Consider the following 24,799-nt stretch of genomic DNA (forward strand, 5'->3'; position numbering starts at 1 on the left):
TTTTTATTGATATTCCGGAACATCAAAGTAAAGTGTATAGCCGTCCAGCAATGAATACAGGCTGTACATGCGGTTTACTTGTTTGTACGCCCAGCCGATGTCTGTTGCGTATTGATGTGTCGCTGTAGCTGACCATCTCATTTTGTACAGTGTGTCCTGATTGTAAGCTGTGTTGTGGATATACGATGAGCCTATGAATTTTGCTCCGCCGATAATGGCCGCTTCTGGTGTGAACCAGCCCTGCTCGTACGCATATTTGGCTCCGTAGTAATTCGGATTGCTGTCGTATGCTCCAATTCCATACATGTTGTATACGGTTTTTCCGTTATAGGTTAATCCATTGGCTAAGGCGGATGTCCCGTTTCCTGTTTCAAGAAGAGCGTGTGAGATTAAATACAGTTCGTTGATGCTATATTGATTGGCGGCATCGATAAATGCCTTTGCTCTCCCTGTCAGGATGCCTTTACCCGCAAGCACTTTCTGATTGACCTCAGTAACGCTGAGGCCCGCTGTCTGTGACAGCTTGAGAAATTGGAAGTAGTATTTGCTGTCTCTTGTAAAGTTATTTGGATCCACGTATTGAACTACTTCATCACTGCTTGCGTTTCGCCAGCCCAAATTGATCTTAGCCCAGCCGTTTATCTGTCCGATGATTTTCACTTTATCGCCTTTTTTAAATTGGCCGATCACGTTTGTCGGGCTGACTTCCGGCGTTGACCGGATATTTAGTACATCAGCCGTAACGGTTGATGTTGCTGTATTAATGTACGTGAGCGATACGTAAGCCGCTCCGTCTGTTTGCGGACTTACTGTCATTTGTTTTTGGACCATATCACGAAGCGAGAGATTGTAGTTTGTTTTCATGATTTGCGGGCCGTTTTTGATCTTCACGATAGATGATGTCCATCCGTATAATTGTTTTAGCTTCGTTGATGCCGCAGCAGCTGTATCATTGCCTGTGAACTGCTCATTTACGCTGATTTTATAAAGCGTATTGCTTTTCGTTGTGTAGCTCGGGGTTACACTTTTCGATTTAAGATAGGTTAACCCATTGTTCAATGCTGTTTTGCTGCTGAGCTGTGTTGTCACGATTTTGTATTGTGTATATGCAGTCTGGCCTGTTTTTGATGTTGTGACTGCGATATGATTTTGTTTGAAAAATGTTAAAACGCGGTCAATCTCTTCTTGGCTGATGATAGCTTCAGTTGTGATTTGATAGCTGCTCGCAGCTGTCTGACCGGTTTTCTGGCTTGCTGCTGATATATGATTCGATTTGAAAAACGTGAGTGCCTGATTGACTTTCGTTTGATCAAGCAGAGATTCGGTTGTGATTTTAAACGTGTCAGCTATTTGTTTTTTGACGGATTTCGCAGAAGCACTTAGCTGATTTTTCTTTAATATGTTCAAACCCTTTGTGACTTTTGCTTGATCTGATGTTTCTTCTGAGATGAGCTGATATTGATTTTCTGCTGTTGATCCAGCTGCTGTTTTTGCAGCTTTTACTTTTTTCTGAGCAAAGAAGGCTGCTGCTTTGTTTGCTTGCTGCTCGCCTAAAATCTTAGCCGTCGTGATTTGATAAGCTGCAGACGTTGTCGTTTTTTTGACGCTGGATGACGTGTAATGCCATTTTTTCTTTTTAAAGAAAGTGTCTATTTTTTGGAGCTGCTGTTTTGTTACACCCTTCATATTCACGGTATATGATGTGCTTTTTCCAACCTGTTGATAACTGCCGGATACGCCGGTGTTTTTCTTGATTTGGCTGATAGCATCCTTTACTGTATTCAGCCCTTTGAAATAAGCTGATTGGACATTGTATGACTCAACGGTTGTTTTTTGATTGATGGACTTGTAGCTGCCTGTGATGCCAGTGCTCTGTTTCAGCTGCTGCAATAGAGTCTTGGCATTCGCTTCACCTGAAATGGCGGCAGTTGTGAACGTATAATAGGCTTGTCCTTTCACCGTTTCCTTTAATGATGCATGCAGCCCCGACTCCTTTTGGAAGGCGTTTTTGATCTGCGCTGCTCTGCTGTCTCCCACGATTGTGCCAGACTGAATGGTTGTGACAGACACCGTGTGTGTGATGGGCTGATACGAGCTTTTAATCCCCGTTTGCTTAGCCAGGCTCTGGATAAGCGCCTTGACTTTTGTCTCATCAGCAATGTCTGATGTCATGACGTTCATATAGGGCTGAGCTGCTCCGTAAGCTTTTACAGCGCCAGCCACTCCCGTCTCCTGTTTCAGCTTTGCTAGGATAGTGTTGGCCTGTTTTTCTCCGGAGATGGCACCTGACGAGATGGTGACATATGGCTGTTTGCTTCCAACAGGACTTGACGTTCCTGTAATCGATGTCTGTTTGGCGAGTCCGCTCAGTATTGCTTTCGCTTCTGATTCGCTATGGAAGCCTGAGGCGGAAATTTGGTAGGTCGTTGTTGTGCCTGAAGCCTGGTAGGATGCATCCCAGCCAGTATCTTTTTCCAGTTTGGCGACAGCTTGTGAGGCTTGGCTTTCTGTACTGAACGTATTCGACGGCTCTACTTTATATAGTGAGTAGTCGGTATACGCGGCTGCCTGGGCAGAACCAGACATGGCAAAAAAGGCAAGGGACGCGGCGGATAGAAGCATAGGTGCGATTAGTCTCTTTTTCATTCCTTCTCCTCTTTCTTATTCTATGAGAATATAAAACTAGTTTATTTATCGGCACGCGCATGCTTCATTTATAGGTGAATCACTTCCATTTTCTAATAAAAAAAACTTAATCTCGAAGTGAGATTAAGTTTAAATATGAGACACGATAAGGGTACAAGTTCCTTTTATCGTAAAATCGGGCATTTGAGCCGGCAAAATAAAGTGATCGCCTTTTTTGAGCGGACATGTTTTGTCCTCATACATGAGCAAACCGCTTCCTTCTATCACGCTGCAAATCAGAAAGGATTCATCCTGAGCCATTTCAGCTTCGCCATTGATGTCCCATTTATAAACCGAAAAATATTCCCCTTGGACAAATGTTTTAATGGTTATTCCTTTTCTTGATTCTGTCGATTCATCTATATACCCGTCCACATGGGGAACCGTGGCCGCATTGACCGCTTTGGCAAAATGAAGCTCTCTCGGACTTCCGTTGCTATCAAGACGGTCATAATCGTACACCCGGTATGTGGCATCAGAATTTTGCTGAGTCTCTAAAACAAGGGCCCCCTTGCACAATGCATGCAGCGTTCCGCTCGGCACATAATAGAAATCACCCGGTTTAATTTTGATTCTTCGCAGCAGGCCCTCCCAGTCACCGCTGTTGATCATTGTGACAAGTTCGGTTTTTGAGCGGGCCGTATGCCCGTAAATGATTTCTGCGTTTTCCTTACAGTCGATAATGTACCAGCATTCCGTCTTGCCGAGTTCTCCCTCTTCGTTTTCTCCGGCATAGTAATCATCAGGGTGAACTTTAATTGACGTACCTTCCTTCACATCCAGCAGCTTTGTCAGAAGCGGGAACCGATCCCCCTCTACACCGCCGAATACTTCACGGTGCTCTTCCCAAAGCTCGATCAATGTCTTTCCTTTATACGGGCCATTTGCAACAGTGCTCGGTCCTTTTGGATGAGCGGAAATGGCCCAGCATTCCCCCGTTGATTCTGAAGGAATACTGTATCCAAATCTATCTCGTAAAGCGGTTCCGCCCCAGATTTTTTCTTTAAACACAGGCGTTAGAAAAATCGGTGATTGCGTCATGATCCGTACCCCTCCCCTGTAAATAACTGATCATCATTTTCCCGGTGCGCCCCTCTTACAAACGCCCGTATAAGCTGTCTTTTTCCGATGACAACATATGTACAAAGCATCATCTTTTCATTACCCCTTCAAAGAAAACGCTTCCTATCTATTATATCACGTCGAAAAGAAGCTTTGTTTCAGCCTTTTCCTCGATAAGAATAATTCTCCTTTTTTGATACAAATTAATAAAAACCGTCAATCTGTTTACGAAGGAGAGAAACTATGCAAATCGACTCTGATCTCCAGAACAATTTAGACACACTGAAAAAAACATTGGGACAAAACGACGATATGATGTTTTATACATTTGCTTTCGGAGATAGCAGACAAAAGGCGTGTTTACTGTATATTGACGGTCTGACAGAGAATAAAATGCTGGCGCAATACGTCATTTCTCCTTTACAAAAAGAGGCGTTAGCCCATAAGGAAAGCTCGATTGAAGACTTATCCGCCTTTTTTTTCGGCTTTCACCACAGCGTTGTTTCTACAATGAAAGAAATAGAGCAACTCGTTTTTTCAGGGCAAGCCATTTTGCTCGCTGATGGCTATCGCGGAGGATTAGCTTTCGACACAAAGTCAGTCGCAACACGCAGTCTTGATGAACCCTCCTCCGAAGTCGTGGAACGCGGCCCTAAAATAGGATTTATTGAAAAACTGCGGACAAACACGGCGCTTTTACGTGAACGGACGAGTGACCCTAATCTTGTCATCAAAGAAATGACACTCGGAAAAAGGACGAAAAAGAAAATCGCTGTCGCTTATATTCAGGATATCGCCCCCGATTATGTCGTCAAAGAAGTGTTTAAAAGGCTGAAATCAGTCAATATAGATAATTTGCCGGAATCGGGGACGCTTGAACAGCTGATTGAAGACGAACCATTTTCAATTTTCCCCACGATTTTAAGTACAGAACGGCCAGATCGTGTAGAGGCTGCTCTATTAGAAGGACGAGTGTCCATATTAGTGGATGGTACGCCGTTTGCTTTGATTGTACCGGCTACGGTTGACGAATTTATTCATTCGCCCGATGATTACAGCCAGCGCTGGATCCCAATGTCACTTGTACGCCTTCTTCGTTATTCCAGCATCCTGATCACCATTTATTTGCCCGGTCTGTATATTTCTCTCGTTTCTTTTCACACCGGGCTATTGCCGACTAGAATGGCCATTTCCATTGCAGGCAGCAGGCTTAACGTACCGTTCCCGCCTTTTATAGAGGCCTTTATCATGATCTTTACGATCGAATTGATTCGAGAAGCCGGATTAAGGCTGCCTAAGCCGATTGGACAGACAATTGGCCTTATCGGCGGGGTCGTCATCGGACAGGCAGCTGTTCAGGCACAAATTGTCAGTGCGCTTATGGTCATTGTCGTTTCTGTCACAGCACTGGCATCCTTTACCGTTCCTTCATACGCCTATAACTTTCCGCTGCGGATCATTCGGATCGGGGTTATGATAAGTGCAACAGCGCTTGGCATGTATGGCGTTATAATGGTTTATCTGTTTGTGATCGGCCATCTCATGCGCCTGAAAAGCTTTGGACAGGATTACATTATCCCGATCATGGCGCAGCCTGGACAGGATTTGAAAGACACAGTCATCCGTATTCCCACGATGTTTTTAAAAAGAAGACCGACACGAAACGATCCTGAAGATAACATCAGACAAAGGTGATGGCTATGAGGAAATCAGAGCATAAACTGACATTTATGCAGACGCTCATTATGATCAGCAGCACACTGATCGGTGCCGGGGTCCTAACCCTTCCCCGCTCAGCTGCCGAAACCGGCAGTCCGAGCGGATGGCTTATGATACTGCTGCAGGGCGTTATTTTTATTATCATTGTTCTGCTTTTTTTGCCTTTCCTTCAAAAAAACAGCGAAAAAACTCTTTTTAAGCTCAACAGCATTGTAGCTGGAAAATTCATCGGCTTTCTATTGAATTTATATATCTGTCTATATTTCATTGGGATTGTTTGCTTTCAAGCTCGGATTTTGGGAGAGGTTGTCGGATTCTTTTTGTTGAAAAATACGCCAATGGCAGTTGTGGTGTTTATATTTCTTGCAGTTGCCATCTATCATGTGGGCGGAGGCGTTTATTCAATTGCAAAAGTATACGCTTATATTTTTCCTATAACCCTTATTATTTTTATGATGCTTTTGATGTTCAGCTTTCGCTTGTTCCAGTTCGATTTTATCCGGCCTGTTTTTGAAGGAGGCTATCAAAGTTTTTTCTCTTTATTCCCAAAAACACTTTTATATTTCTCAGGATTTGAAATCATCTTTTATCTCGTCCCATTTATGAGAGATCCGAAGCAAGCGAAAAAGGCTGTTGCTTTTGGGATCGGGACTTCTACAGTGTTCTACAGCATTACTTTGTTCATTGTGATTGGCTGTATGACTGTGGCTGAGGCAAAAACGGTGACATGGCCGACTATTTCCCTCATCCACGCATTAGAGGTTCCGGGTATTTTTATTGAACGATTTGATCTGTTTTTACAGCTGACCTGGACAGCTCAGCAATTTACCTGTATGCTCGGATCCTTCAAAGGCGCCCATATCGGGTTAACGGAAATCTTTCATCTAAAAAATAAAAACAATGCTTGGCTGCTGACTGCAATGCTGGTTGCGACGTTTTTCATAACGATGTATCCCAAGGACTTGAATGACGTGTTTTATTACGGGACGCTTCTTGGATATGCTTTCTTAATTGTGATTGCAATTCCATTCTTCGTCTGGCTTTTAAGCTGGGTACAGAAAAAACTTGGGAGGGGTCAGCTGCAATGAAAACAGCAACAAAACTCGCAGTCATGTTTCTTATGCTGCAGGTTCTCTGCGGGTGCTGGGATGTCAAAAATATTGAGAAACTATCCTTCGCCAGAGGGCTGGCGATCGATGAGACAGATGATCACCAGTACAAACTGACGTATCAAAACCTTCTTCCCCAAAGCGAAGACAGCCAAGCATCCGGAAAACCCGAATTTGTCAATGTGACGTCCTACGGGAAAACGATCCTGGAAGCAGTCAGTGATGTATCCATCAAGGACCCTCCTGTTTATAGCGATCATTTAAAAGTGATTCTTTTGGGAGAAAAACTGATGAGGAATCAAAATGTAGACCAAGTCTTCAACCACTTTATCCGGGATGATGAGCTGCGGCGAAGCAGCTATTTGATGGCAGCCAGAGGGAATGCAGCTGATGTTTTCACAAAAGGAAACCCCAATCAGCAGCAGCCGATGCCCTCAGAAAAACTGATTGATTTGACAACTCACAGCGGATATAACGGTAAGATTATGATACCGCTGCGCATCGGCAGAGCATCTATATACTCTCAGAACGGGTACAGTTATCTTATTCAAGCCGTGAAAAACCAAAAGGGAAAAGCCAAGTATGACGGTTCAGGCGTTATCAAAAGAGGCAGCAATAAACTCGTTGGGTTTCTTTCAGCTGATGAAACCCAAACACTGACATGGGTCATGGGGACGATCCAAGGCGGTGTCATGCCAACGACAGATAAAGGACATCCGATTACGTTTGAAATTAAAAAGTCGAAAACGAAAATTAAGCCGGTCATTGAAAACGGAAAACCTGTCTTTCATATTTCTGTTAAAACGAAGGGCATCCTGACAGAAGACCAAAACCCGAATGAAAACTCGTTCAGCAAAAGTTATTTGCACAGGCTGGAAAACATTTTTGAAAAAAAGCTTGAACGAGATGTAAAGCAGGTGATGGATAAACTGCAGCACGAGTATAAAACCGATCCGGTCTTTTTATCAGACCACATAAGGATTCAACACCCTGACTACTGGAATAAAGTAAAAGGGCATTGGGATGAAATATTTTCTGAGGCTGATTTTAAGTACGATATTTCTTTTAAAATCATTAACTTTGGCACGGTGGGAAAGTAAGCAATCAAAAGGGTGCGCATGATCGCGCACCCTTTTTTATGTCCCGACAGTCTGCTGTTTTCCGGCCGATCCTCCCTGTCCGTTTTTGTCCCGTAAATCCTGCTCAATTTCTTCAAGGCTTTTTCCCTTTGTCTCTGTCACTTTAAATCGGACAAATAAGAACGCCATGATACCGATTGCGGCATAAATCAGGAATAAATAACTGATTCCGATCGCTTCCATTAATATTGGATAGGTTAGTGAAACAATCAGTGTCCCAACGTGCAACATTAAGGTCGAAACACCGGTCCCGATTCCTCTGACATGAAGCGGGAACAATTCAGGAAGCATCACCCATACAACCGGTCCCCAGCTGACCGCAAAGACAACGATAAACACGCCTAAACAAATGACGGTCGTCCATGAGGCAGCCGGAGTGTTATCGAAAAAGAGATTTACTAAAGCGAGAACGATCAAGCTGATCACCATGCCCGCATTCCCGAATAGCAGTAACGGCTTTCTTCCAATCTTGTCGATGATTTTAATCGCTACTAATGTCATGACAACATTGACTGTGCCGATTCCGACCGTGCCTAAAATCGAAGCGGAGTTTCCGAATCCGACGTTTGTAAAGGTCTTTGGCGCATAGTAGATGATCGTATTCGTTCCGATAAATTGCTGCAAAAAAGCGAGTCCCAAACCGGCAATAAGCGCTGGGCGCACCCATGGATCGAACAGCTCCTTCAGGCCGCCTTCATCCTGCTTTTCCGCTTCTTTTATATCATGTATTTCCTGATCAATATCTTTTGTGCCACGCAATTTTTCAAGAATGTTCTTCGCTTTGCTTTCTTCGCCATTCGTGAACAGCCAGCGCGGGCTCTCCGGCATAAACAAAATGCCAATGAGCAAGAGCAATGACGGCACAGCAGCCAATCCAAGCATCCAGCGCCACGCTTCGGCATCGGCAAATATGTAATTGACAATGTAAGAAAGAAGGATGCCGACCGTGATCATCAGCTGATTCAGTGATGACAGCGCCCCGCGTTTATGTTTTGGCGCCAGTTCAGATAAATAAAGCGGCACGATCGTCGTCGATGTTCCGACTGCAAGTCCCAAAATGATGCGAAACAGCACCATGACTCCCGTATTCGGGGCCAGCGCCACACCAAGACCGCCTATACAAAACAGCAGCGCGGCCGCCATAATTGCTTTTTTTCTTCCGAAACGGTCAGTCAGCTTGCCGGCCGCTCCTGAGCCCAATATCGCCCCAACCAGCAAGGAGCTGACAACAAGACCTTCTGTAAACGCGTTTAAGCCTAACTCCTTTTTCATAAATAAAATAGCTCCGGAAATCACTCCGGTATCATAGCCATATAACGCGCCTCCAAGAGCTCCGAAAAAATAAAGCCATATATTTGACTGCTTTTTCATAAAAATGACTCCCTTTCTCCATCAGCTGCAATGACATTGTCTGTGGGATTTTTTTAGAAATCTTTTAGCCTCTTTTTCCGGCCATTAAACCTTTTTATTTTGCTGATCATAAGTTTTCCAATCATTTACTTGTATTTTTTTCAATGTCGCCGAAACATTTTACCTGCTGCGGCGTCCAATATAAGGTGATTCAGCACATTATCGTTATCAATTTTCAAAAACAAGAACTTATAAATATAGGAATATTTATCGAAAAATGTCTTTCGAGGAGTTGCCCCATGGCAAATAGAATGGTACGCTTCAAATATTAAAGAAACGTGAGGTATTGATATATGGAAGAACGATCACAGCGCAGAAAGAAAAAAAGAAAACTAAAAAAATGGGTGAAAGTTGTTGCCGGATTAATGGCTTTTTTAGTCATTGCGGCAGGCTCTGTCGGCGCCTATGCTTTTGTAAAGCTGAACAATGCTTCTAAGGAAGCTCATGTCAGCCTTGCACGCGGAGAACAATCTGTAAAACGGATCAAAGAATTTGATCCTGGAAAAGATTCTTTTTCTGTATTGCTCTTAGGAATTGATGCCAGGGAGAAAAACGGCGAGACCGTCGATCAGGCAAGAAGTGACGCGAATGTGCTGGTTACATTTAATCGGAAAGAAAAAACAGCTAAAATGCTGAGCATTCCGCGTGACGCCTATGTAAACATCCCAGGCCACGGGTATGATAAATTCACACATGCTCACGCTTACGGCGGCGTTGACTTGACTGTGAAAACAGTTGAAGAAATGCTGGATATTCCCGTCGATTATGTCGTAGAAAGCAATTTCACGGCTTTTGAAGACGTCGTAAACGAATTAAATGGCGTCAAAGTAACAGTAAAAAGCGATAAAGTCATTCAGCAAATCAAAAAAGATACAAAAGGTAAAGTCGTTCTTCAAAAAGGAACACATACGCTTGATGGGGAAGAAGCGCTCGCTTACGTAAGAACACGTAAAGCGGACAGTGACCTTTTACGCGGGCAAAGACAAATGGAAGTGCTGAGCGCCATTATAGATAAATCAAAATCATTGAGCTCAATTCCGGCTTATGATGATATTGTGGATACGATGGGGCAAAATTTAAAAATGAACTTATCCCTTAAAGATGCCATCGGCCTGTTCCCGTTCATCACTTCATTGAAATCAGTTGAGTCTATTCAGCTGACGGGTTATGATTATGAACCTGCCGGAGTTTATTATTTCAAATTGAATCAGCAAAAGCTGCAGGAAGTTAAAGAAGAGCTGCAAAACGATTTAGGTGTATAATGAACGGGATGGCGATTACGCCATCCCGTTTTACATATTTCCTTGTTGAAAATTATCAAAGTAACGTTTAGCCTTGATTTATATGGATTATGTTTCACAGGCAAGCTGAACATACTACACGAAGCAGCTTCATTTTTAAGGAGGTTCCCCTACATATGAAATGTATTGCGATTGATCTAGACGGAACATTACTGAATAAAGAAAGCGTCATTTCTGCGGAAAACAGAGAGGCGATCAAGCGGGCCGTTGATGCCGGCATCCTCGTCACCATTTGCACGGGAAGAGCGACATTTGATGTAAAAGCGCTGCTGGATGACTTGGACATCCCTATCATTGCAGCTAATGGCGGTACGATCCATGACACGGGTTACCGTTTGATCAGCCGGACATTAATGGATCAGGAAGCCGGTAAAGCGATTGCTGATTACTTACTTTCAAAAAACATTTACTTTGAGGTATATACAGATGACCATCTGCTTTCTCCTTTTGACGGCGAAGCTAAGCTGCACGCGGAGCTTGACATTCTAAAGAGCGCAAACCCAAACGAGCAGACGGATGACTTGTGGCAAGGAGCCATGACTCAATTCAAACAGTTTGGCATTAAACCAATCCCTCATATCGAATCGGTTTTTGACGGCGGTGAAAACATTTATAAGCTTCTTTGCTTCTCCTTTGATATGGACAAGCTGAAACAAGCGAAGGAAGAACTGAAGCATCATAAAAAACTGGCGCAAACCTCTTCAGGAAAACATATTATCGAAATCCTGCCGGCCTCGTCAGGAAAAGGACGCGCGTTAACAAAGCTGGCTGACATATACGGAATTGAAACACAGGATATCTATGCGATCGGCGATAGTCCAAACGATTTGTCCATGTTTGAAGTCGCCGGACACCGTATCGCCATGGAAAATGCGATTGATGAATTAAAAGAAAAAAGCACCTTTGTCACAAAAAGCAATGACGAAAATGGTGTGGCCTACTTTATAGACCAGCTTCTTTCGGGGCAATATGCATAAAGAAAAGACTCCAGAGATTGGAGTCTTTTTCTTTTATTGCACCCGTATACTTCCTGCGTATTTATCCTTCCAATATGTGCTCGTGTTCATATTGGTGATGGTCACGCCGTTTGATAATGTGACATGAACAACTTGTCCGTTTCCGATATAGATGGAGGGATTTAAGCTTGTTGATTGAAAGAACACAATGTCTCCCGGCTTCAGGTCCGCCTTCTCAATCTTAGTTCCGGCATTGTACTGGCTTGTTGCGTATCGAGGCAGGGAAATACCGGCTGCTTTCTGGTAGACATATTGGACAAATCCAGCTGTATCAAATCCTGTCTCAGGTGTTACTCCGCCCTGTTTGTAAGGCACTTCTCCGACATAAAGCGTCGCTTCGGAAACAATCGGATTTTCTTTCGGGATTGTCAGGTTGTCAAATCGGCGAATACCCGTCATCTTCGATTTCCAGTAATCCTCTGACAAATAGGAAATGGTTACTTTTTCTGACCGGCTTGCCTGAATGAACCTGCCTGCGCCCGCATAAATGCCTGCATGTGAAATTCCCGTTTTATACGTATTGCTGAAATAGACGACATCACCAGGCTTTATGTTCTGAGGGGCTACCTTCTCGCCCACTGCCCACTGCTGTTCGGCTGATCGCGGCAGATAAATGCCGAGTGCCTGTTGAAACACATATTGCACAAGCCCCGAGCAATCAAAGCCCTCTGACGGCGTACTTCCGCCAAACACATATGGGACACCGATATATTTTTCGGCCTCCTGAACGACAGGAACATCAGCCGTTGCCGGATCGGCAGCGATTCGTCTCGCTCCGATATAAGTTCCGCTCCAATAGCTGCTTTTTTTGTAATTGGTGATGATAACCCCTTTTGACTGTGTACTGTGAACCATTTGGCCGTCTCCGATATAAAGGGCGTCATGTGTCGGAACAGTGCCGGTGCTTCCCTCTTTCTTGAAAAATAAAATATCACCCGGCTTCAAGTTTTCCGGCTTTACAGCTGTTCCGATTTTATACTGGTCGTTTACAGATCTCGGCAGATGAATATCAGCCTTACTGAACACATATTGTATCAATCCTGATGGATCGAAACCCTCTTTCGGCGTTTCCCCGCCATATTTATACTGATATCCAAGCAGGTTTTTTGCTTCGCTGACAATCAATTCTGATGATGTATCAGCTTCCGCAATCTCCGCTTTTGTCATAATTGGAACCAAAAAACAAATGATAACCGCCACAAGCAAAAACTTCTTCCAGTTTGCCAGTGTGTTCACTTTTATTATCTCCTCCTCTTTTTGCAGTTTTAACATCGGTATTTTTTTGAATATGTTAAGAGACTTTTTAATATTTTTACAGAATGAATATGCTGGGCAAACAAAAAGAGAGTGTCTCATCAGACACTCTCTTTTTTTGAATTATTTATTGGCGTTTACCGGTTCTTCCTGCTGCTGGATTTTATTCATTTCCATATCAATCTTCTGTTTTTCCTGATCTGTCAGCTGATCATTGAATTTAAAAGCTGACATAAACATGAACACGATGGCTACGGCAACAAACGGCCAAATGGCTTTGACAAATTTCATCTTTATCACTCCGTTTATTTAGATTTTAGTTTGTCACTATGATCAATATCAAACGTCAGTTTTCCGTCTTCTACTTTCCAAGCGAAATTAGAGTCTTTCGTCAGTTCGCGAATAATGGTTTTCTGTTTAAGGCTGTCTTTTTTCACAGGTGCAGGTGTCGCTTCATGGATATCGATCGGTGTCACTTCAAAGCGGCCTGTTCCATTTTTCTTCAGGTGATACTGAACCAGTGCACTGTCTCTTGTTCTCGTCCAGCCCTGGTCAAAGACAAAGTTGCCGAGGCTGTAGAAAATGACGGTTCCGTTATATACTTCAATCGGTTCTAAGACGTGCGGGTGATGGCCGACGATGATGTCAGCTCCCGCATCAGACATGGCTCTTGCAAGCTGGCGCTGGCGGTCGTTTGGATCATTGTCATACTCTTGGCCCCAGTGTGACTGCACAACAACGATGTCCGCATGTTTTTTCGCTTCTGAAATCATAGGGATGAAGATTTCAGGATCTGCGGGCAGCACGCCCGGCGTATTCTTTTTAGCCGCGAAACCTTTCCCGGACACATCGGTAAAGCCAAGCGTCGCAATCGTTACCCCGTTGACTTTCTGGTACGAAATTTTCTTTTTCGCATCACTTAAGCTGTATCCCGCTCCAACGATATCAAGGTTTTGCTTCGCAAATTCTCCAAGCGTATCTTTCATGCCCTGAACGCCGTAATCCATTGCGTGGTTGTTTGCGCTGTTGAGAACCGTGAAATTCATATCCTTCAAGACTTTCACTGATTCCTTATTCGTCTGCAGATGAATCTCTTTATCTGCTTGTTTATAATTCTTTTGATAGGTTACCGGGTTTTCAAAGTTTCCTGCTACATAATCCGAGGCTCTAAAGATCGGTTCAACATATTGAAAAATACTGTCTGCCCCTTTTTGCTCCGTTACTTTTTCAACATAGCGTCCCATCATAATATCGCCTACAAATGAGGCTGAGAGTACGTCGTCAGAATACGTTTTGACCTTCGGCGTTTCCGCTTTTCCCGCCCACATGAAAGCGAACATAAGGACAAAAACGATCGGAATGGCAATAAATACGTGCTTATTGGTTTTCTTTTTTTGCTGTTTTGTCAGCTTTAGCAGCTTTTCATGAAAGCTCAGTTCTTTTTTCATCGTTTGACACACCTTACATTAAATTAAGTAGTAAACAAACATGATAGCAAAGGTCGCTCCGCTCAATAGCAGCGTGCTTCCGAACGTAATGGTTAAACCTTGTTTCTGAATGGTATTGGCAATTAAACCTGGCACGATGATGCCGATTCCTCGAAATTCTGCGATTTCAAATGGTACAATCGGGTATAGAAAATCAAACGCGATTTTTAGGACGATCCCTGTTATCAGCATGGCAGCGAATTTTCTGCGTCCATACAAAATCATAAATTTGGATAAACCGTATTTCACAATAACATAAGTGAGCAAGCTCACTAGCAAAACAAGTAAAATAAAGACCGGCTGATTAAACACAAGTCCTAGATATCCCGGTACAACAAGTCCTGCCGGCACGATCCCTGTTTTTTCCGCAAAAATTAAACTGAGTAGTACACCTAAAATTAGTGCGATGTATAAATCTGATCCGAACATGTTTGCATTTCCCCCTAGCTTACGAGCTGCTTAACCTTGTATTCGTGGATTTTTTCAATTAAAGGCTCTGCGGCACCATGAATATTGCCGACGCCATATATGACACGGTTGTGCATTCTTTTCTTTAACAATTCCATAATTTCATCTGTTGACTTATACTCTAGATCATGCAGTTTGTCTGCAGGAATTTTGCCTTCTTCGTAGGCTTTTACGATCGGTTCTGTTGTTTCACCGATTAAGATCAGTTCACTTGCTTCAATATAAGGCAATACGTCATTTGCGAATTGCTGTGTCCGATCGACACGGTCTGCGCGGCAGTTCATGATGATGATCGGATCATCGGTCGGGTAACCGATTTCTTTTACACGTTTCCATATATTCAAAGTAGAAGAAGCGTCGTTTGCGGCAAACCCATTAACAAAGTGCCCAGGCTCGCTCGGACTGATCAGCGGAAGAATTCTCATTGCTCCCGGATCTGGCGGCGCATTCAGCATTCCCTTAAATGCTGTTTCTTCGTCAATGCCGAGTGCTTGAGCCACACCCAGCGCCAGAGAAGCGTTATCAGGGAATACCATGTATTCAAATTTACGTAAATACTCATCTGTAATTTTTGAGTTATCAGCAATGATGACTTTTGTGTTTCGTTCTTTTGCTTTTTGTTTAAAGAACTCGGTATATTCACTATCTGTAATGACAAGATGGCCATTATAAGGAATTGTAGCGGTAAACGCTTCTGCAATTTCATCAAGCGTCGGCCCCATGACATCCATATGGTCTTCTAAAACATTCACAATGACGCCGATATTGGCCTGCAGAAGTTCTTCCTGAAAGATGATTTGATAATCTGGGTTAACAGCCATGCATTCACTGACAATCGCGTTAGCCCCTCTTTCTACTGTTTCTCTCATGACTTCTTTTTGCTCTCCGATATTCGGCCCCTGAGGTTTCCGTTTAATCGGCTTTTCCTCCGGTGTGTCCCAGTAAATCATTCTTGCATCTGTTCCTGTTGTTTTTCCAACAGTCTTGTAACCGGCTTCTATTAATATTCCGGTTGTCAGCCTTGTCACAGTCGATTTTCCGCGGATGCCGTTAATATTCACCCGAACAGGGAGGGCATCAATGTTTTTCTGATGTCGTCGTTTTTCTAATATTCCGATGACCAGTATGACAGCACAGGCTATAATGAGTAACCACATTGCTTTTCGACATCTCCTTCTATATTGTTGTAAATTCATTCATCAGTATATAGAATCACTATGAATTCTCAATCGGCATTATGTAACATAATCTTCCCTAATCGACTAAGCCAAACTTCTCTTTTGAAAGAGATTTTATACCTACAAACTGTTTTCTATTTTTGGAAAACAGCAGGACTTATACCTTATCACTTTTTTGAAAAATCGAAGAGAATGCGCTTTCATTTTTCTCCTGATATCCTTCTGGACGTATAGTCACACCCTGCTGTTTGTATTTAATATGCATTTCAAATCAATCTTTTTTTCAGCCTGTGTTATCAAGCATTTCCTGCTATCATGCGTGTTTCCGGTTCTTATGAACACAAAATAATTTTATCCTGTTTCTTAAGGACAAGGTCATAATGTCATCCTTTCTGCATGGAATAAGCAATATTAGGCCCATTCCAAAATGACTAAGGAGGTTCGAGATGAAAACGCTAAACATACGAGTCCGAATTCTCTAACATAATTAAACATTTTCTGGGATGATAGTCTTTTCTGTTTCTCACCATTTACAGGTCTAAACGCATGACTTTGAAACAATTTTAATAAAACTTAATATTTGTTCAAGAAATCTTCATCCATATTTGTGAAGACTTTGTCAAAAAAAGAGTGAAAACCTTAATTTTTTCAATTATATATACAATTTACAATTAGATTTCTTTTGATATTTTTATTGCTAACTTCGGATTGTTCATGATAATCTATCTATGTAAACGGTTACATAAACAAGGAGGAGCTGTTTTGGCTACAATTAAAGATGTCGCCGGAGCGGCGGGCGTTTCAGTTGCGACGGTTTCCCGCGTCCTGAATGATAACGGCTATGTACACGAAGAAACGCGAACGCGTGTCATAGCGGCGATGGCGAAGCTGAACTATTACCCGAATGAAGTCGCCAGATCTCTATATAAAAGAGAATCCCGACTGATCGGACTTTTGCTCCCGGATATCACAAACCCTTTCTTCCCTCAGCTTGCCCGCGGTGCGGAGGATGAATTGAACCGGGAAGGCTATCGCCTTATTTTCGGCAACAGTGACGAGGAATTGAAAAAAGAACTTGAATACCTTCAAACCTTTAAGCAAAATCATGTCGCAGGCATTATTGCCGCAACGAATTACCCGGATCTCGAGGAATACAGCGGCATGAATTATCCAGTTGTTTTTCTGGACAGAACACTTGAAGGGGCTCCTTCTGTGTCCAGTGACGGCTATACAGGAGGAAAGTTAGCCGCCCAGGCTATCATTCACGGAAAAAGCCAGCGCATTACGCTCTTGAGAGGCCCCGCTCACCTGCCGACCGCTCAAGACCGCTTTAACGGCGCTTTGGAAATCTTAAAGCAGGCTGAAGTTGATTTTCAGGTCATTGAGACGGCTTCATTTTCAATTAAAGATGCACAATCAATGGCGAAGGAGCTGTTTGCCGCTTATCCAGCGACAGATGGTGTGATCGCGAGTAATGATATTCAAGCCGCTGCCGTTTTACATGAAGCATTGCGGCGCGGAAAAAACGTGCCGGAGGACATTCAAATTATCGGCTATGATGACATTCCGCAAAGCGGACTTCTGTTCCCGCCACTTTCTACAATTAAACAGCCCGCATATGATATGGGGAAAGAAGCTGCCAAACTGCTTTTGGGTATCATCAAAAAACAGCCGCTGGCAGAAACGGCAATTCAAATGCCTGTCACCTATATAGGAAGAAAGACGACAAGAAAGGAAGATTAAGATGCGTAATATTTGTGTGATTGGTAGCTGTTCTATGGATTTAGTGGTCACCTCGGACAAACGCCCAAATGCCGGTGAAACGGTTCTTGGCACGTCATTTCAGACTGTGCCGGGCGGCAAAGGAGCAAATCAGGCCGTTGCCGCAGCCAGACTTGGGGCCCAAGTGTTTATGGTCGGCAAGGTTGGAGACGATCATTATGGAACAGCTATTTTGAATAATCTCAAAGCTAACGGCGTTCGCACTGACTATATGGAACCGGTTACACATACGGAAAGCGGAACCGCTCATATTGTGCTTGCTGAAGGCGACAACAGCATTGTCGTTGTCAAAGGCGCGAACGATGACATCACCCCAGCGTATGCGTTAAACGCGCTCGAACAGATTGAAAAGGTCGATATGGTGCTGATTCAGCAGGAAATCCCAGAAGAAACGGTTGATGAGGTGTGCAAATACTGCCATTCTCACGATATCCCGATCATACTAAACCCAGCACCGGCCCGCCCGCTCAAGCAGGAAACAATTGATCACGCTACCTATCTGACGCCGAATGAACACGAGGCTTCGATTTTATTCCCTGAGCTTACCATTTCTGAAGCTCTGGCGCTTTATCCGGCAAAGCTCTTTATTACGGAAGGAAAACAAGGCGTCCGCTATTCGGCTGGCAGCAAAGAGGTGCTCATCCCGTCCTTCCCTGTAGAGCCCGTTGATACAACCGGAGCCGGTGATACGTTTAACGCAGCATTTGCCGTGGCCCTGGCTGAGGGAAAAGACATTGAAGCCGCATTGCGGTTTGCCAATCGTGCCGCTTCCCTTTCTGTCTGCTCCTTCGGTGCCCAAGGCGGAATGCCGACAAGAAATAAAGTAGAGGAGCTGCTGTCATGAAAAAACACGGTATACTGAACAGCCATCTTGCCAAGATTTTAGCCGACCTTGGCCACACTGATAAAATTGTCATCGCGGATGCCGGACTGCCGGTTCCTGACGGCGTTTTGAAAATTGATCTTTCACTGAAGCCGGGCCTTCCGGCTTTCCAAGATACAGCGGCAGTGCTCGCTGACGAGATGGTCATCGAAAAAGTCATTGCTGCAGCTGAAATAAAAGCATCCAATCAGGAGAATGCGAAATTTCTAGAAAATCTTTTCTCTGAACAAGAGATTGAATACCTTTCTCACGAGGAGTTTAAGCTGCTGACAAAAGAAGCAAAGGCAGTCATAAGAACAGGAGAATTCACACCATATGCCAACTGCATCCTGCAGGCAGGTGTGCTTTTCTAGAAAGGAGGAGGAAACATGCAGATTGAAATGAAAGACATTCATAAAGCATTCGGAAAAAACCAGGTGCTGTCAGGCGTTTCCTTTCAGCTCATGCCTGGCGAGGTTCACGCATTAATGGGAGAAAACGGCGCCGGCAAGTCCACGCTTATGAACATTTTGACAGGCCTGCACAAAGCAGATAAAGGTCAAATCAGCATAAACGGAAACGAAACGTATTTTTCCAATCCGAAAGAAGCGGAACAGCATGGAATAGCCTTTATCCATCAGGAATTGAATATCTGGCCGGAAATGACCGTTCTTGAGAATCTATTTATCGGTAAGGAGATATCCTCCAAGCTGGGCGTCTTACAAACAAGAAAAATGAAAGCGCTAGCAAAAGAGCAATTTGACAAACTTTCCGTCTCTCTTTCTCTTGATCAAGAAGCCGGCGAATGTTCCGTCGGACAGCAGCAAATGATCGAAATCGCAAAAGCGCTTATGACAAATGCCGAGGTAATCATTATGGATGAACCGACCGCAGCGTTGACTGAACGTGAAATCAGCAAGCTCTTTGAGGTCATTACAGCGTTAAAAAAGAACGGCGTCTCCATTGTCTATATTTCGCACCGCATGGAAGAAATTTTTGCAATTTGCGACAGAATTACCATCATGCGTGACGGAAAAACGGTAGATACAACAAACATCTCAGAAACTGATTTTGATGAAGTCGTCAAAAAAATGGTCGGACGGGAGCTGACTGAACGATATCCAAAACGCACGCCTTCTCTCGGTGACAAAGTATTCGAGGTGAAAAATGCCTCCGTAAAAGGGAGTTTTGAGGATGTCAGCTTTTATGTTCGTTCCGGTGAGATCGTCGGTGTGTCAGGATTGATGGGAGCCGGCCGGACAGAAATGATGAGAGCGCTGTTCGGCGTTGACAGGCTGGACACGGGTGAGATATGGATCGCTGGGAAAAAAACGGCTATTAAGAACCCGCAGGAAGCCGTGAAAAAAGGTCTCGGCTTTATTACAGAGAATCGCAAGGATGAAGGGCTCCTGCTCGACACCTCGATCCGCGAAAATATTGCCCTGCCCAATCTGTCCAGCTTCTCACCAAAGGGTCTCATTGATCATAAGCGGGAGGCTGAATTTGTCAATCTGTTAATCAAACGACTCACTATCAAAACAGCATCACCGGAAACGCACGCACGCCATTTATCAGGAGGAAACCAGCAAAAAGTGGTGATAGCCAAGTGGATCGGCATCGGACCGAAAGTGCTTATCTTGGATGAGCCAACCAGAGGTGTGGATGTTGGCGCCAAACGAGAGATTTATACGCTGATGAATGAGCTGACCGAACGCGGCGTCGCTATCATCATGGTGTCATCAGAGCTGCCTGAAATTCTGGGAATGAGCGATCGGATTATCGTTGTCCATGAAGGCAGAATCAGCGGAGAAATCCATGCACGAGAAGCAACACAAGAGCGAATTATGACACTTGCCACGGGAGGGCGGTAATATGAAAACGGAACAACTGCAAACAGAACAAAAACGGATTCACTTCGACGGAGTCATGCAAAAACTCGGCCCGTTTCTTGGTTTATTTATTCTCGTTATCATTGTATCTATTTTAAATCCCAGCTTTCTTGAACCGCTGAATATTTTAAACCTGCTTCGCCAGGTCGCCATTAACGGATTAATCGCGTTCGGAATGACCTTTGTCATTTTGACAGGCGGCATTGATCTTTCTGTCGGCGCTATTCTTGCCCTGTCCAGTGCTTTAGTTGCGGGGATGATTGTGTCCGGTGTCGATCCGGTTCTCGCGATCATCCTTGGCTGTATCATTGGTGCCGTACTAGGCATGATCAACGGATTATTGATTACTAAAGGAAAAATGGCGCCCTTTATCGCCACGCTTGCGACCATGACTGTGTTTCGCGGACTGACGCTAGTGTATACAGATGGAAATCCGATTACCGGACTTGGCACAAACTACGCTTTTCAGATGTTCGGACGCGGTTACTTTTTAGGCATTCCTGTACCGGCGATTACGATGGTTCTTGCCTTTGTCATCCTTTGGGTGCTTCTTCATAAAACACCATTCGGACGCCGAACGTACGCTATCGGCGGCAACGAAAAAGCCGCGCTCATTTCAGGCATCAAAGTGACGCGCGTGAAAGTGATGATCTATTCTTTAGCCGGTCTTTTATCCGCTCTTGCAGGTGCCATATTGACTTCCCGCCTGCATTCGGCCCAGCCGACTGCGGGGGAATCGTACGAACTTGATGCTATCGCGGCAGTCGTCTTAGGCGGAACAAGTCTTTCTGGCGGCCGAGGACGCATTGTCGGCACGTTAATCGGGGTACTGATCATCGGCACACTTAATAACGGACTTAATCTGCTTGGCGTCTCATCATTTTATCAGCTGGTTGTCAAAGGGATTGTTATCTTGATTGCGGTATTGTTAGACCGCAAGAAGTCAGCTTAGGAGGGTTTTCACATGAAAAAGGCTGTATCCGTCATTTTAACGTTATCATTATTTTTGTTAACCGCCTGTTCGCTTGAGCCTCCCCAATGGGCAAAGCCGTCAAACTCGGGGAACAAAAAGGAATTCACCATTGGCTTGTCCGTCTCAACACTTAATAATCCTTTTTTTGTCTCATTAAAAAAGGGTATCGAAAAAGAAGCTGAAAAAAGGGGAATGAAAGTCATCATTGTTGATGCACAAAATGATTCATCGAAACAGACGAGTGACGTGGAAGATTTAATTCAGCAAGGTGTTGATGCATTATTAATCAACCCGACTGATTCTTCGGCGATCTCAACGGCAGTAGAATCTGCAAACGCAGTCGGTGTGCCCGTCGTAACAATCGATCGATCTGCCGAACAAGGAAAAGTTGAAACCCTCGTTGCTTCCGATAATGTAAAAGGCGGTGAAATGGCCGCGGCGTTTATTGCCGACAAACTTGGAAAAGGAGCAAAGGTGGCAGAGCTTGAAGGCGTCCCCGGCGCATCTGCCACACGGGAACGCGGCTCAGGATTCCATAACATCGCAGACCAAAAGCTCCAAGTTGTCACAAAACAATCAGCTGACTTTGACCGCACGAAAGGCCTGACTGTCATGGAAAACCTGCTGCAGGGCCATCCTGATATCCAAGCTGTTTTTGCTCACAACGATGAAATGGCGCTCGGTGCTCTCGAGGCAATTAACAGCTCGGGGAAAGACATATTGGTGATCGGTTTTGACGGCAATAAAGACGCGCTCGCTTCCATTAAAGACGGAAAGCTGTCAGCAACCGTCGCTCAGCAGCCTGAGTTAATCGGTAAACTGGCTACAGAAGCAGCAGATGATATTTTGCACGGAAAAAAAGTGCAAAAAACAATATCCGCGCCTCTCAAACTAGAAACACAAAAATAATTGTCTGATGTTTAGGAACCTGCGATAACGTGAATAGAGTTATAGAATGAATTATTTCTCTTACGTGAGGAGAGGAACGGCATGAACAAACCAACAAAACTATTTTCAACTTTAGCACTTGCGGCTGGAATGACTGCGGCTGCTGCAGGGGGCGCTGGCACGATCCATGCCCAACAGCCAGAAACAACGGTAAGCATTGATGATTTATACAGTTATCCGATTGATTCTTATTTGGTATCAGCAGAGGCTCTAAATGTCAGAACGAAGCCTTCCGCATCAAGCCAGAAAGCCGATACGCTGCACTTAGGAGATAGCCTAAAGCTGATTTCCTTCTCAAATGCTGACTGGGCAAAGGTTCATTATAAAAACGGAAAAACAGGCTTTGTCTCCACTCATTATATTGTAAAAGCAGCAACAACAGTAAAAACCAAAACAAAAACGAAAGTATACACATCCGCTAACGGAAAGAGCATTAAGACTCTTCCAGCAGACACAAGCGTTTCTTTTTTAGGCTGGAGTCAAACGAATAAAGGCGGTTTTGATTTTGATTGGGTATTCGTTGATTACGGCGGTGCGACAGGTTATATGAAAACAAAGGATTTACACATGACAAAATAACTGAGAGGGATTCCGTATTTATGCGGAATCCCTTTTATTATGAATTGATTTGTCACATTCCCAAGATATTTCTCAGGAAATATTGTCGTATGCTGTGTCGAAACCTTACATGATCATCGACATTTTTGTTCACGCTAAATAGCGGAGGTGTAAATATGGATCAATTTGAAGCAGCATATGAATCGTATAAAGCCCGGCAAACAACTGTCGATCAAGAAAATGTTCCATCTGGAAAAGAAGAAATTATTGCGGTTAGAAGAAATGAGGAAGACAATATTATCGCAGTGAAAACCAATACAGGAAGAGAGCTCGACTATCCTACTGCGCTGTCAGAAGCAAAATCAGGAAAACTCGCTCATGTTGATGTCTTCCATAAATACGGGCGTGACATTTTGCGAAGTGAACCGGACGGCATCAAGGAAAATAACCTGTCTGAGCTGCCGGATTTTTAAACAAATACAGCCCTGCCGTATGTTCGACAGGGCTTTCTTTTAAACAAAAGGCTGCTGAATGTATTCGGTTAACCGTTTTGCACTGTGAGAAATATCCTCTGCAGCTGCATAATTCACGCCATAGAACACATATGGAGGCAGATACTTCATGCCGATCAGATTACTCGTGGCCTGAAATGGTTTCAATAGCTCACTGATCGAGTAATGATTTGCTCCGCCCGCTTGATATTTTTCCGCTTCGCTCCCTGTTGATACAGCCAGCATCAGCTCCTTGCCATGCAAGGCATTTCCTTCTGAACCAAAAGCCCAGCCGTAAGTCAGCACAAGATCCTGCCATTTTTTCAAGAGCGGCGGAGAGCTGTACCAATATAGCGGGAATTGAAAGACAATCCGATCGTATTCCTCGCACAGCTGCTGTTCCTTCGCAACATCTATTTCTTCATCCGGGTATTCCTTATAAAGATCCCGTACTGTGATATTGTCATGTTTACTCAATTCCTCAGCCCACGCCTTATTAACAACTGAGGTCTCCATATGAGGATGCACTGCCAAAACCAATATTTTCATCAGACCACACCTTTACTGTTTTGATGTTATTTTAACTAAAATCAGGAAAAGAGCCAAATAAAAAGAAAGCCCTGCTAAAAGGGGCTTTCTTTTTTTCTTTTATTCAGGACTTCCTTCAGTTGTTTCGATATCTTTCGCAAAATCAGGGTTATCCAGATTCGCATTAAAGAAATCCGCTGTGTTCGGAAGTCTGAGATTCATGTTCATTTTTTGAGAAATCGTAACCGTGCAATCCTCAAGCACATAGTCAAAAACGTGTCCGCCTGAATTGCGTCCTTCGTCAATGAAGTGCAGGTGATAGCCAGAAACGGCGATTCCGTTTGCATAAGCTGGTGTCAAGAAACCTACGATCGTTCCTCTCACGTTGTCGAAGTTGAAAATCGGCTGTGTTTTGACCGCTTCAACCATTGGCACGTAAGGTTTTTCTTGAAGTTCTACCGTTCTTGTCTGCACCTTTTTAAACAATCCGTCAATGCGAATTGCATAAAATAAGTTTCTGCTTGGCAGCATGCTGTTGATCTCTTTTTCAAAGTCTTCGCGTGTCATTTTCGCATCAATTTTGTGCGTCATGTCCGGTGTAAAGAACGTAAATGAACAGAACGGAGAACGATCCCCATTTTGGACCGGTGTCGCAGTTCCGTCTGAACGGAGACGGTAAAATTCGCCGTCAAACCCAATCAGCTCTCCGTCAAGCTTGTTAAAGGTTCCGATACCGAAGTCTCCATATTTCGGAATCTCTGACAGTTCAAAATCTCCGTCATATACTCCGTCTAATAGAGAAGTCATTGTTGATACTTGATAAATCTGGCTCACAGGCTGATCTTTTTGACCGCGGTTGAGCACTTGAATGTTGCTTTCTCGTTTCATATTTCCCTTCACTCCTTTTATTTAGTGCTGTTCATAAAACAGTGTCGTGATG

23 protein-coding genes are annotated in these 24,799 nt (G+C 43.9%); 13 read left to right on the forward strand and 10 right to left on the reverse strand.

Annotation, left to right across the window (positions count from 1 at the left end; translation table 11 throughout):
- Positions 1-3 precede the first annotated feature (3 nt).
- Both lytD and manA read right to left on the reverse strand, forming a co-directional pair.
- Positions 4-2,646, reverse strand: a complete 2,643-nt coding sequence (gene lytD / locus NX903_RS17485; RefSeq protein ID WP_086344388.1) for a beta-N-acetylglucosaminidase LytD — start codon at positions 2,644-2,646, stop codon at positions 4-6.
- A gap of 129 nt (positions 2,647-2,775) precedes the next feature.
- Positions 2,776-3,726 (reverse strand): mannose-6-phosphate isomerase, class I, encoded by a 951-nt coding sequence (gene manA, locus NX903_RS17490; RefSeq protein ID WP_086344389.1) that lies wholly within the window; start codon positions 3,724-3,726, stop codon positions 2,776-2,778.
- A 264-nt stretch (positions 3,727-3,990) separates the two neighbouring features.
- Between manA and gerBA the strand changes: the two genes are divergently transcribed.
- The 3 genes from gerBA to gerBC are packed head-to-tail and all read left to right on the forward strand — an operon-like array spanning position 3,991 to position 7,675.
- The gene (gerBA, locus tag NX903_RS17495) at positions 3,991-5,442 is read left to right on the forward strand and encodes a spore germination protein GerBA (RefSeq protein WP_086344390.1); all 1,452 of its coding nucleotides are present in this window, start codon (positions 3,991-3,993) and stop codon (positions 5,440-5,442) included.
- A gap of 5 nt (positions 5,443-5,447) precedes the next feature.
- Complete coding sequence (gene gerBB / locus NX903_RS17500; protein ID WP_024571918.1) at positions 5,448-6,554, forward strand: spore germination protein GerBB; 1,107 nt, start codon at positions 5,448-5,450, stop codon at positions 6,552-6,554.
- Positions 6,551-7,675: a spore germination protein GerBC gene (gene gerBC, locus NX903_RS17505; protein ID WP_024571919.1), complete on the forward strand. Its 1,125-nt coding sequence runs from the start codon at positions 6,551-6,553 to the stop codon at positions 7,673-7,675. The genes gerBB and gerBC overlap by 4 nt, the downstream gene beginning before the upstream one ends.
- A 36-nt stretch (positions 7,676-7,711) precedes the next feature.
- Here gerBC and NX903_RS17510 read toward each other — a convergent pair whose 3' ends face one another.
- On the reverse strand, positions 7,712-9,085 hold the full coding sequence (locus NX903_RS17510) for a sugar porter family MFS transporter (RefSeq protein ID WP_024571920.1): 1,374 nt from the start codon (positions 9,083-9,085) through the stop codon (positions 7,712-7,714).
- Between the two features lie 332 nt (positions 9,086-9,417).
- Between NX903_RS17510 and tagT the strand changes: the two genes are divergently transcribed.
- Both tagT and ywtE read left to right on the forward strand, forming a co-directional pair.
- A complete protein-coding gene (gene tagT, locus NX903_RS17515; protein WP_014478157.1) occupies positions 9,418-10,386 on the forward strand; it encodes a polyisoprenyl-teichoic acid--peptidoglycan teichoic acid transferase TagT in 969 nt (322 codons plus the stop codon).
- 155 nt (positions 10,387-10,541) lie between these two features.
- Positions 10,542-11,402 (forward strand): 5-amino-6-(5-phospho-D-ribitylamino)uracil phosphatase YwtE, encoded by an 861-nt coding sequence (gene ywtE / locus NX903_RS17520; protein WP_003244395.1) that lies wholly within the window; start codon positions 10,542-10,544, stop codon positions 11,400-11,402.
- A gap of 33 nt (positions 11,403-11,435) precedes the next feature.
- Here ywtE and pgdS read toward each other — a convergent pair whose 3' ends face one another.
- From pgdS to pgsB, 5 genes are all read right to left on the reverse strand, one after another.
- Positions 11,436-12,677 (reverse strand): gamma-DL-glutamyl hydrolase, encoded by a 1,242-nt coding sequence (pgdS, locus tag NX903_RS17525; RefSeq protein WP_003242751.1) that lies wholly within the window; start codon positions 12,675-12,677, stop codon positions 11,436-11,438.
- 141 nt (positions 12,678-12,818) lie between these two features.
- Complete coding sequence (gene edmS, locus NX903_RS17530) at positions 12,819-12,986, reverse strand: extrachromosomal elements maintenance protein EdmS (protein ID WP_003227896.1); 168 nt, start codon at positions 12,984-12,986, stop codon at positions 12,819-12,821.
- A gap of 14 nt (positions 12,987-13,000) precedes the next feature.
- Complete coding sequence (gene pgsA, locus NX903_RS17535; protein ID WP_003243306.1) at positions 13,001-14,143, reverse strand: capsular polyglutamate synthetase PgsA; 1,143 nt, start codon at positions 14,141-14,143, stop codon at positions 13,001-13,003.
- 18 nt (positions 14,144-14,161) lie between these two features.
- Positions 14,162-14,611 (reverse strand): poly-gamma-glutamate biosynthesis protein PgsC, encoded by a 450-nt coding sequence (gene pgsC, locus NX903_RS17540; RefSeq protein WP_003227889.1) that lies wholly within the window; start codon positions 14,609-14,611, stop codon positions 14,162-14,164.
- Between the two features lie 14 nt (positions 14,612-14,625).
- Positions 14,626-15,807, reverse strand: coding sequence for a poly-gamma-glutamate synthase PgsB (pgsB, locus tag NX903_RS17545; protein ID WP_003227883.1), 1,182 nt, complete (start codon positions 15,805-15,807; stop codon positions 14,626-14,628).
- Between the two features lie 783 nt (positions 15,808-16,590).
- Here pgsB and NX903_RS17550 point away from each other — a divergent pair.
- The 8 genes from NX903_RS17550 (at position 16,591) to NX903_RS17585 (ending at position 23,313) form a co-directional block, all read left to right on the forward strand.
- Positions 16,591-17,571: a LacI family DNA-binding transcriptional regulator gene (locus NX903_RS17550; RefSeq protein WP_032722637.1), complete on the forward strand. Its 981-nt coding sequence runs from the start codon at positions 16,591-16,593 to the stop codon at positions 17,569-17,571.
- Position 17,572: 1 nt separating this feature from the next.
- Positions 17,573-18,454 carry a ribokinase gene (gene rbsK / locus NX903_RS17555; protein ID WP_086344392.1) on the forward strand — a complete coding sequence of 294 codons (882 nt, stop codon included), beginning with the start codon at positions 17,573-17,575 and terminating at the stop codon, positions 18,452-18,454.
- Positions 18,451-18,846 carry a D-ribose pyranase gene (rbsD, locus tag NX903_RS17560; protein WP_003227877.1) on the forward strand — a complete coding sequence of 132 codons (396 nt, stop codon included), beginning with the start codon at positions 18,451-18,453 and terminating at the stop codon, positions 18,844-18,846. Before rbsK ends, rbsD begins: the two co-directional genes overlap by 4 nt.
- Positions 18,847-18,861: 15 nt before the next feature.
- Positions 18,862-20,343 carry a ribose ABC transporter ATP-binding protein RbsA gene (gene rbsA / locus NX903_RS17565; protein WP_015714823.1) on the forward strand — a complete coding sequence of 494 codons (1,482 nt, stop codon included), beginning with the start codon at positions 18,862-18,864 and terminating at the stop codon, positions 20,341-20,343.
- A 1-nt stretch (position 20,344) separates the two neighbouring features.
- Positions 20,345-21,313 (forward strand): ribose ABC transporter permease RbsC, encoded by a 969-nt coding sequence (gene rbsC, locus NX903_RS17570; RefSeq protein ID WP_003227873.1) that lies wholly within the window; start codon positions 20,345-20,347, stop codon positions 21,311-21,313.
- 12 nt (positions 21,314-21,325) lie between these two features.
- Positions 21,326-22,243, forward strand: coding sequence for a ribose ABC transporter substrate-binding protein RbsB (gene rbsB, locus NX903_RS17575; RefSeq protein WP_086344393.1), 918 nt, complete (start codon positions 21,326-21,328; stop codon positions 22,241-22,243).
- 81 nt (positions 22,244-22,324) lie between these two features.
- On the forward strand, positions 22,325-22,861 hold the full coding sequence (locus NX903_RS17580) for an SH3 domain-containing protein (protein WP_086344394.1): 537 nt from the start codon (positions 22,325-22,327) through the stop codon (positions 22,859-22,861).
- A gap of 155 nt (positions 22,862-23,016) precedes the next feature.
- Positions 23,017-23,313 carry a DUF3892 domain-containing protein gene (locus NX903_RS17585; protein ID WP_003227867.1) on the forward strand — a complete coding sequence of 99 codons (297 nt, stop codon included), beginning with the start codon at positions 23,017-23,019 and terminating at the stop codon, positions 23,311-23,313.
- A 39-nt stretch (positions 23,314-23,352) separates the two neighbouring features.
- Here the strand turns inward: NX903_RS17585 and NX903_RS17590 are convergent, their stop codons facing one another.
- The gene (locus NX903_RS17590; RefSeq protein WP_086344395.1) at positions 23,353-23,880 is read right to left on the reverse strand and encodes an NAD(P)H-dependent oxidoreductase; all 528 of its coding nucleotides are present in this window, start codon (positions 23,878-23,880) and stop codon (positions 23,353-23,355) included.
- Between the two features lie 99 nt (positions 23,881-23,979).
- Positions 23,980-24,747, reverse strand: a complete 768-nt coding sequence (budA, locus tag NX903_RS17595) for an acetolactate decarboxylase (RefSeq protein WP_086344396.1) — start codon at positions 24,745-24,747, stop codon at positions 23,980-23,982.
- Positions 24,748-24,799: the final 52 nt, after the last annotated feature.

It is taken from the genome of Bacillus sp. FSL R5-0576 (assembly GCF_038004765.1).
Taxonomy (GTDB): Bacteria; Bacillota; Bacilli; order Bacillales; family Bacillaceae; genus Bacillus; species Bacillus subtilis.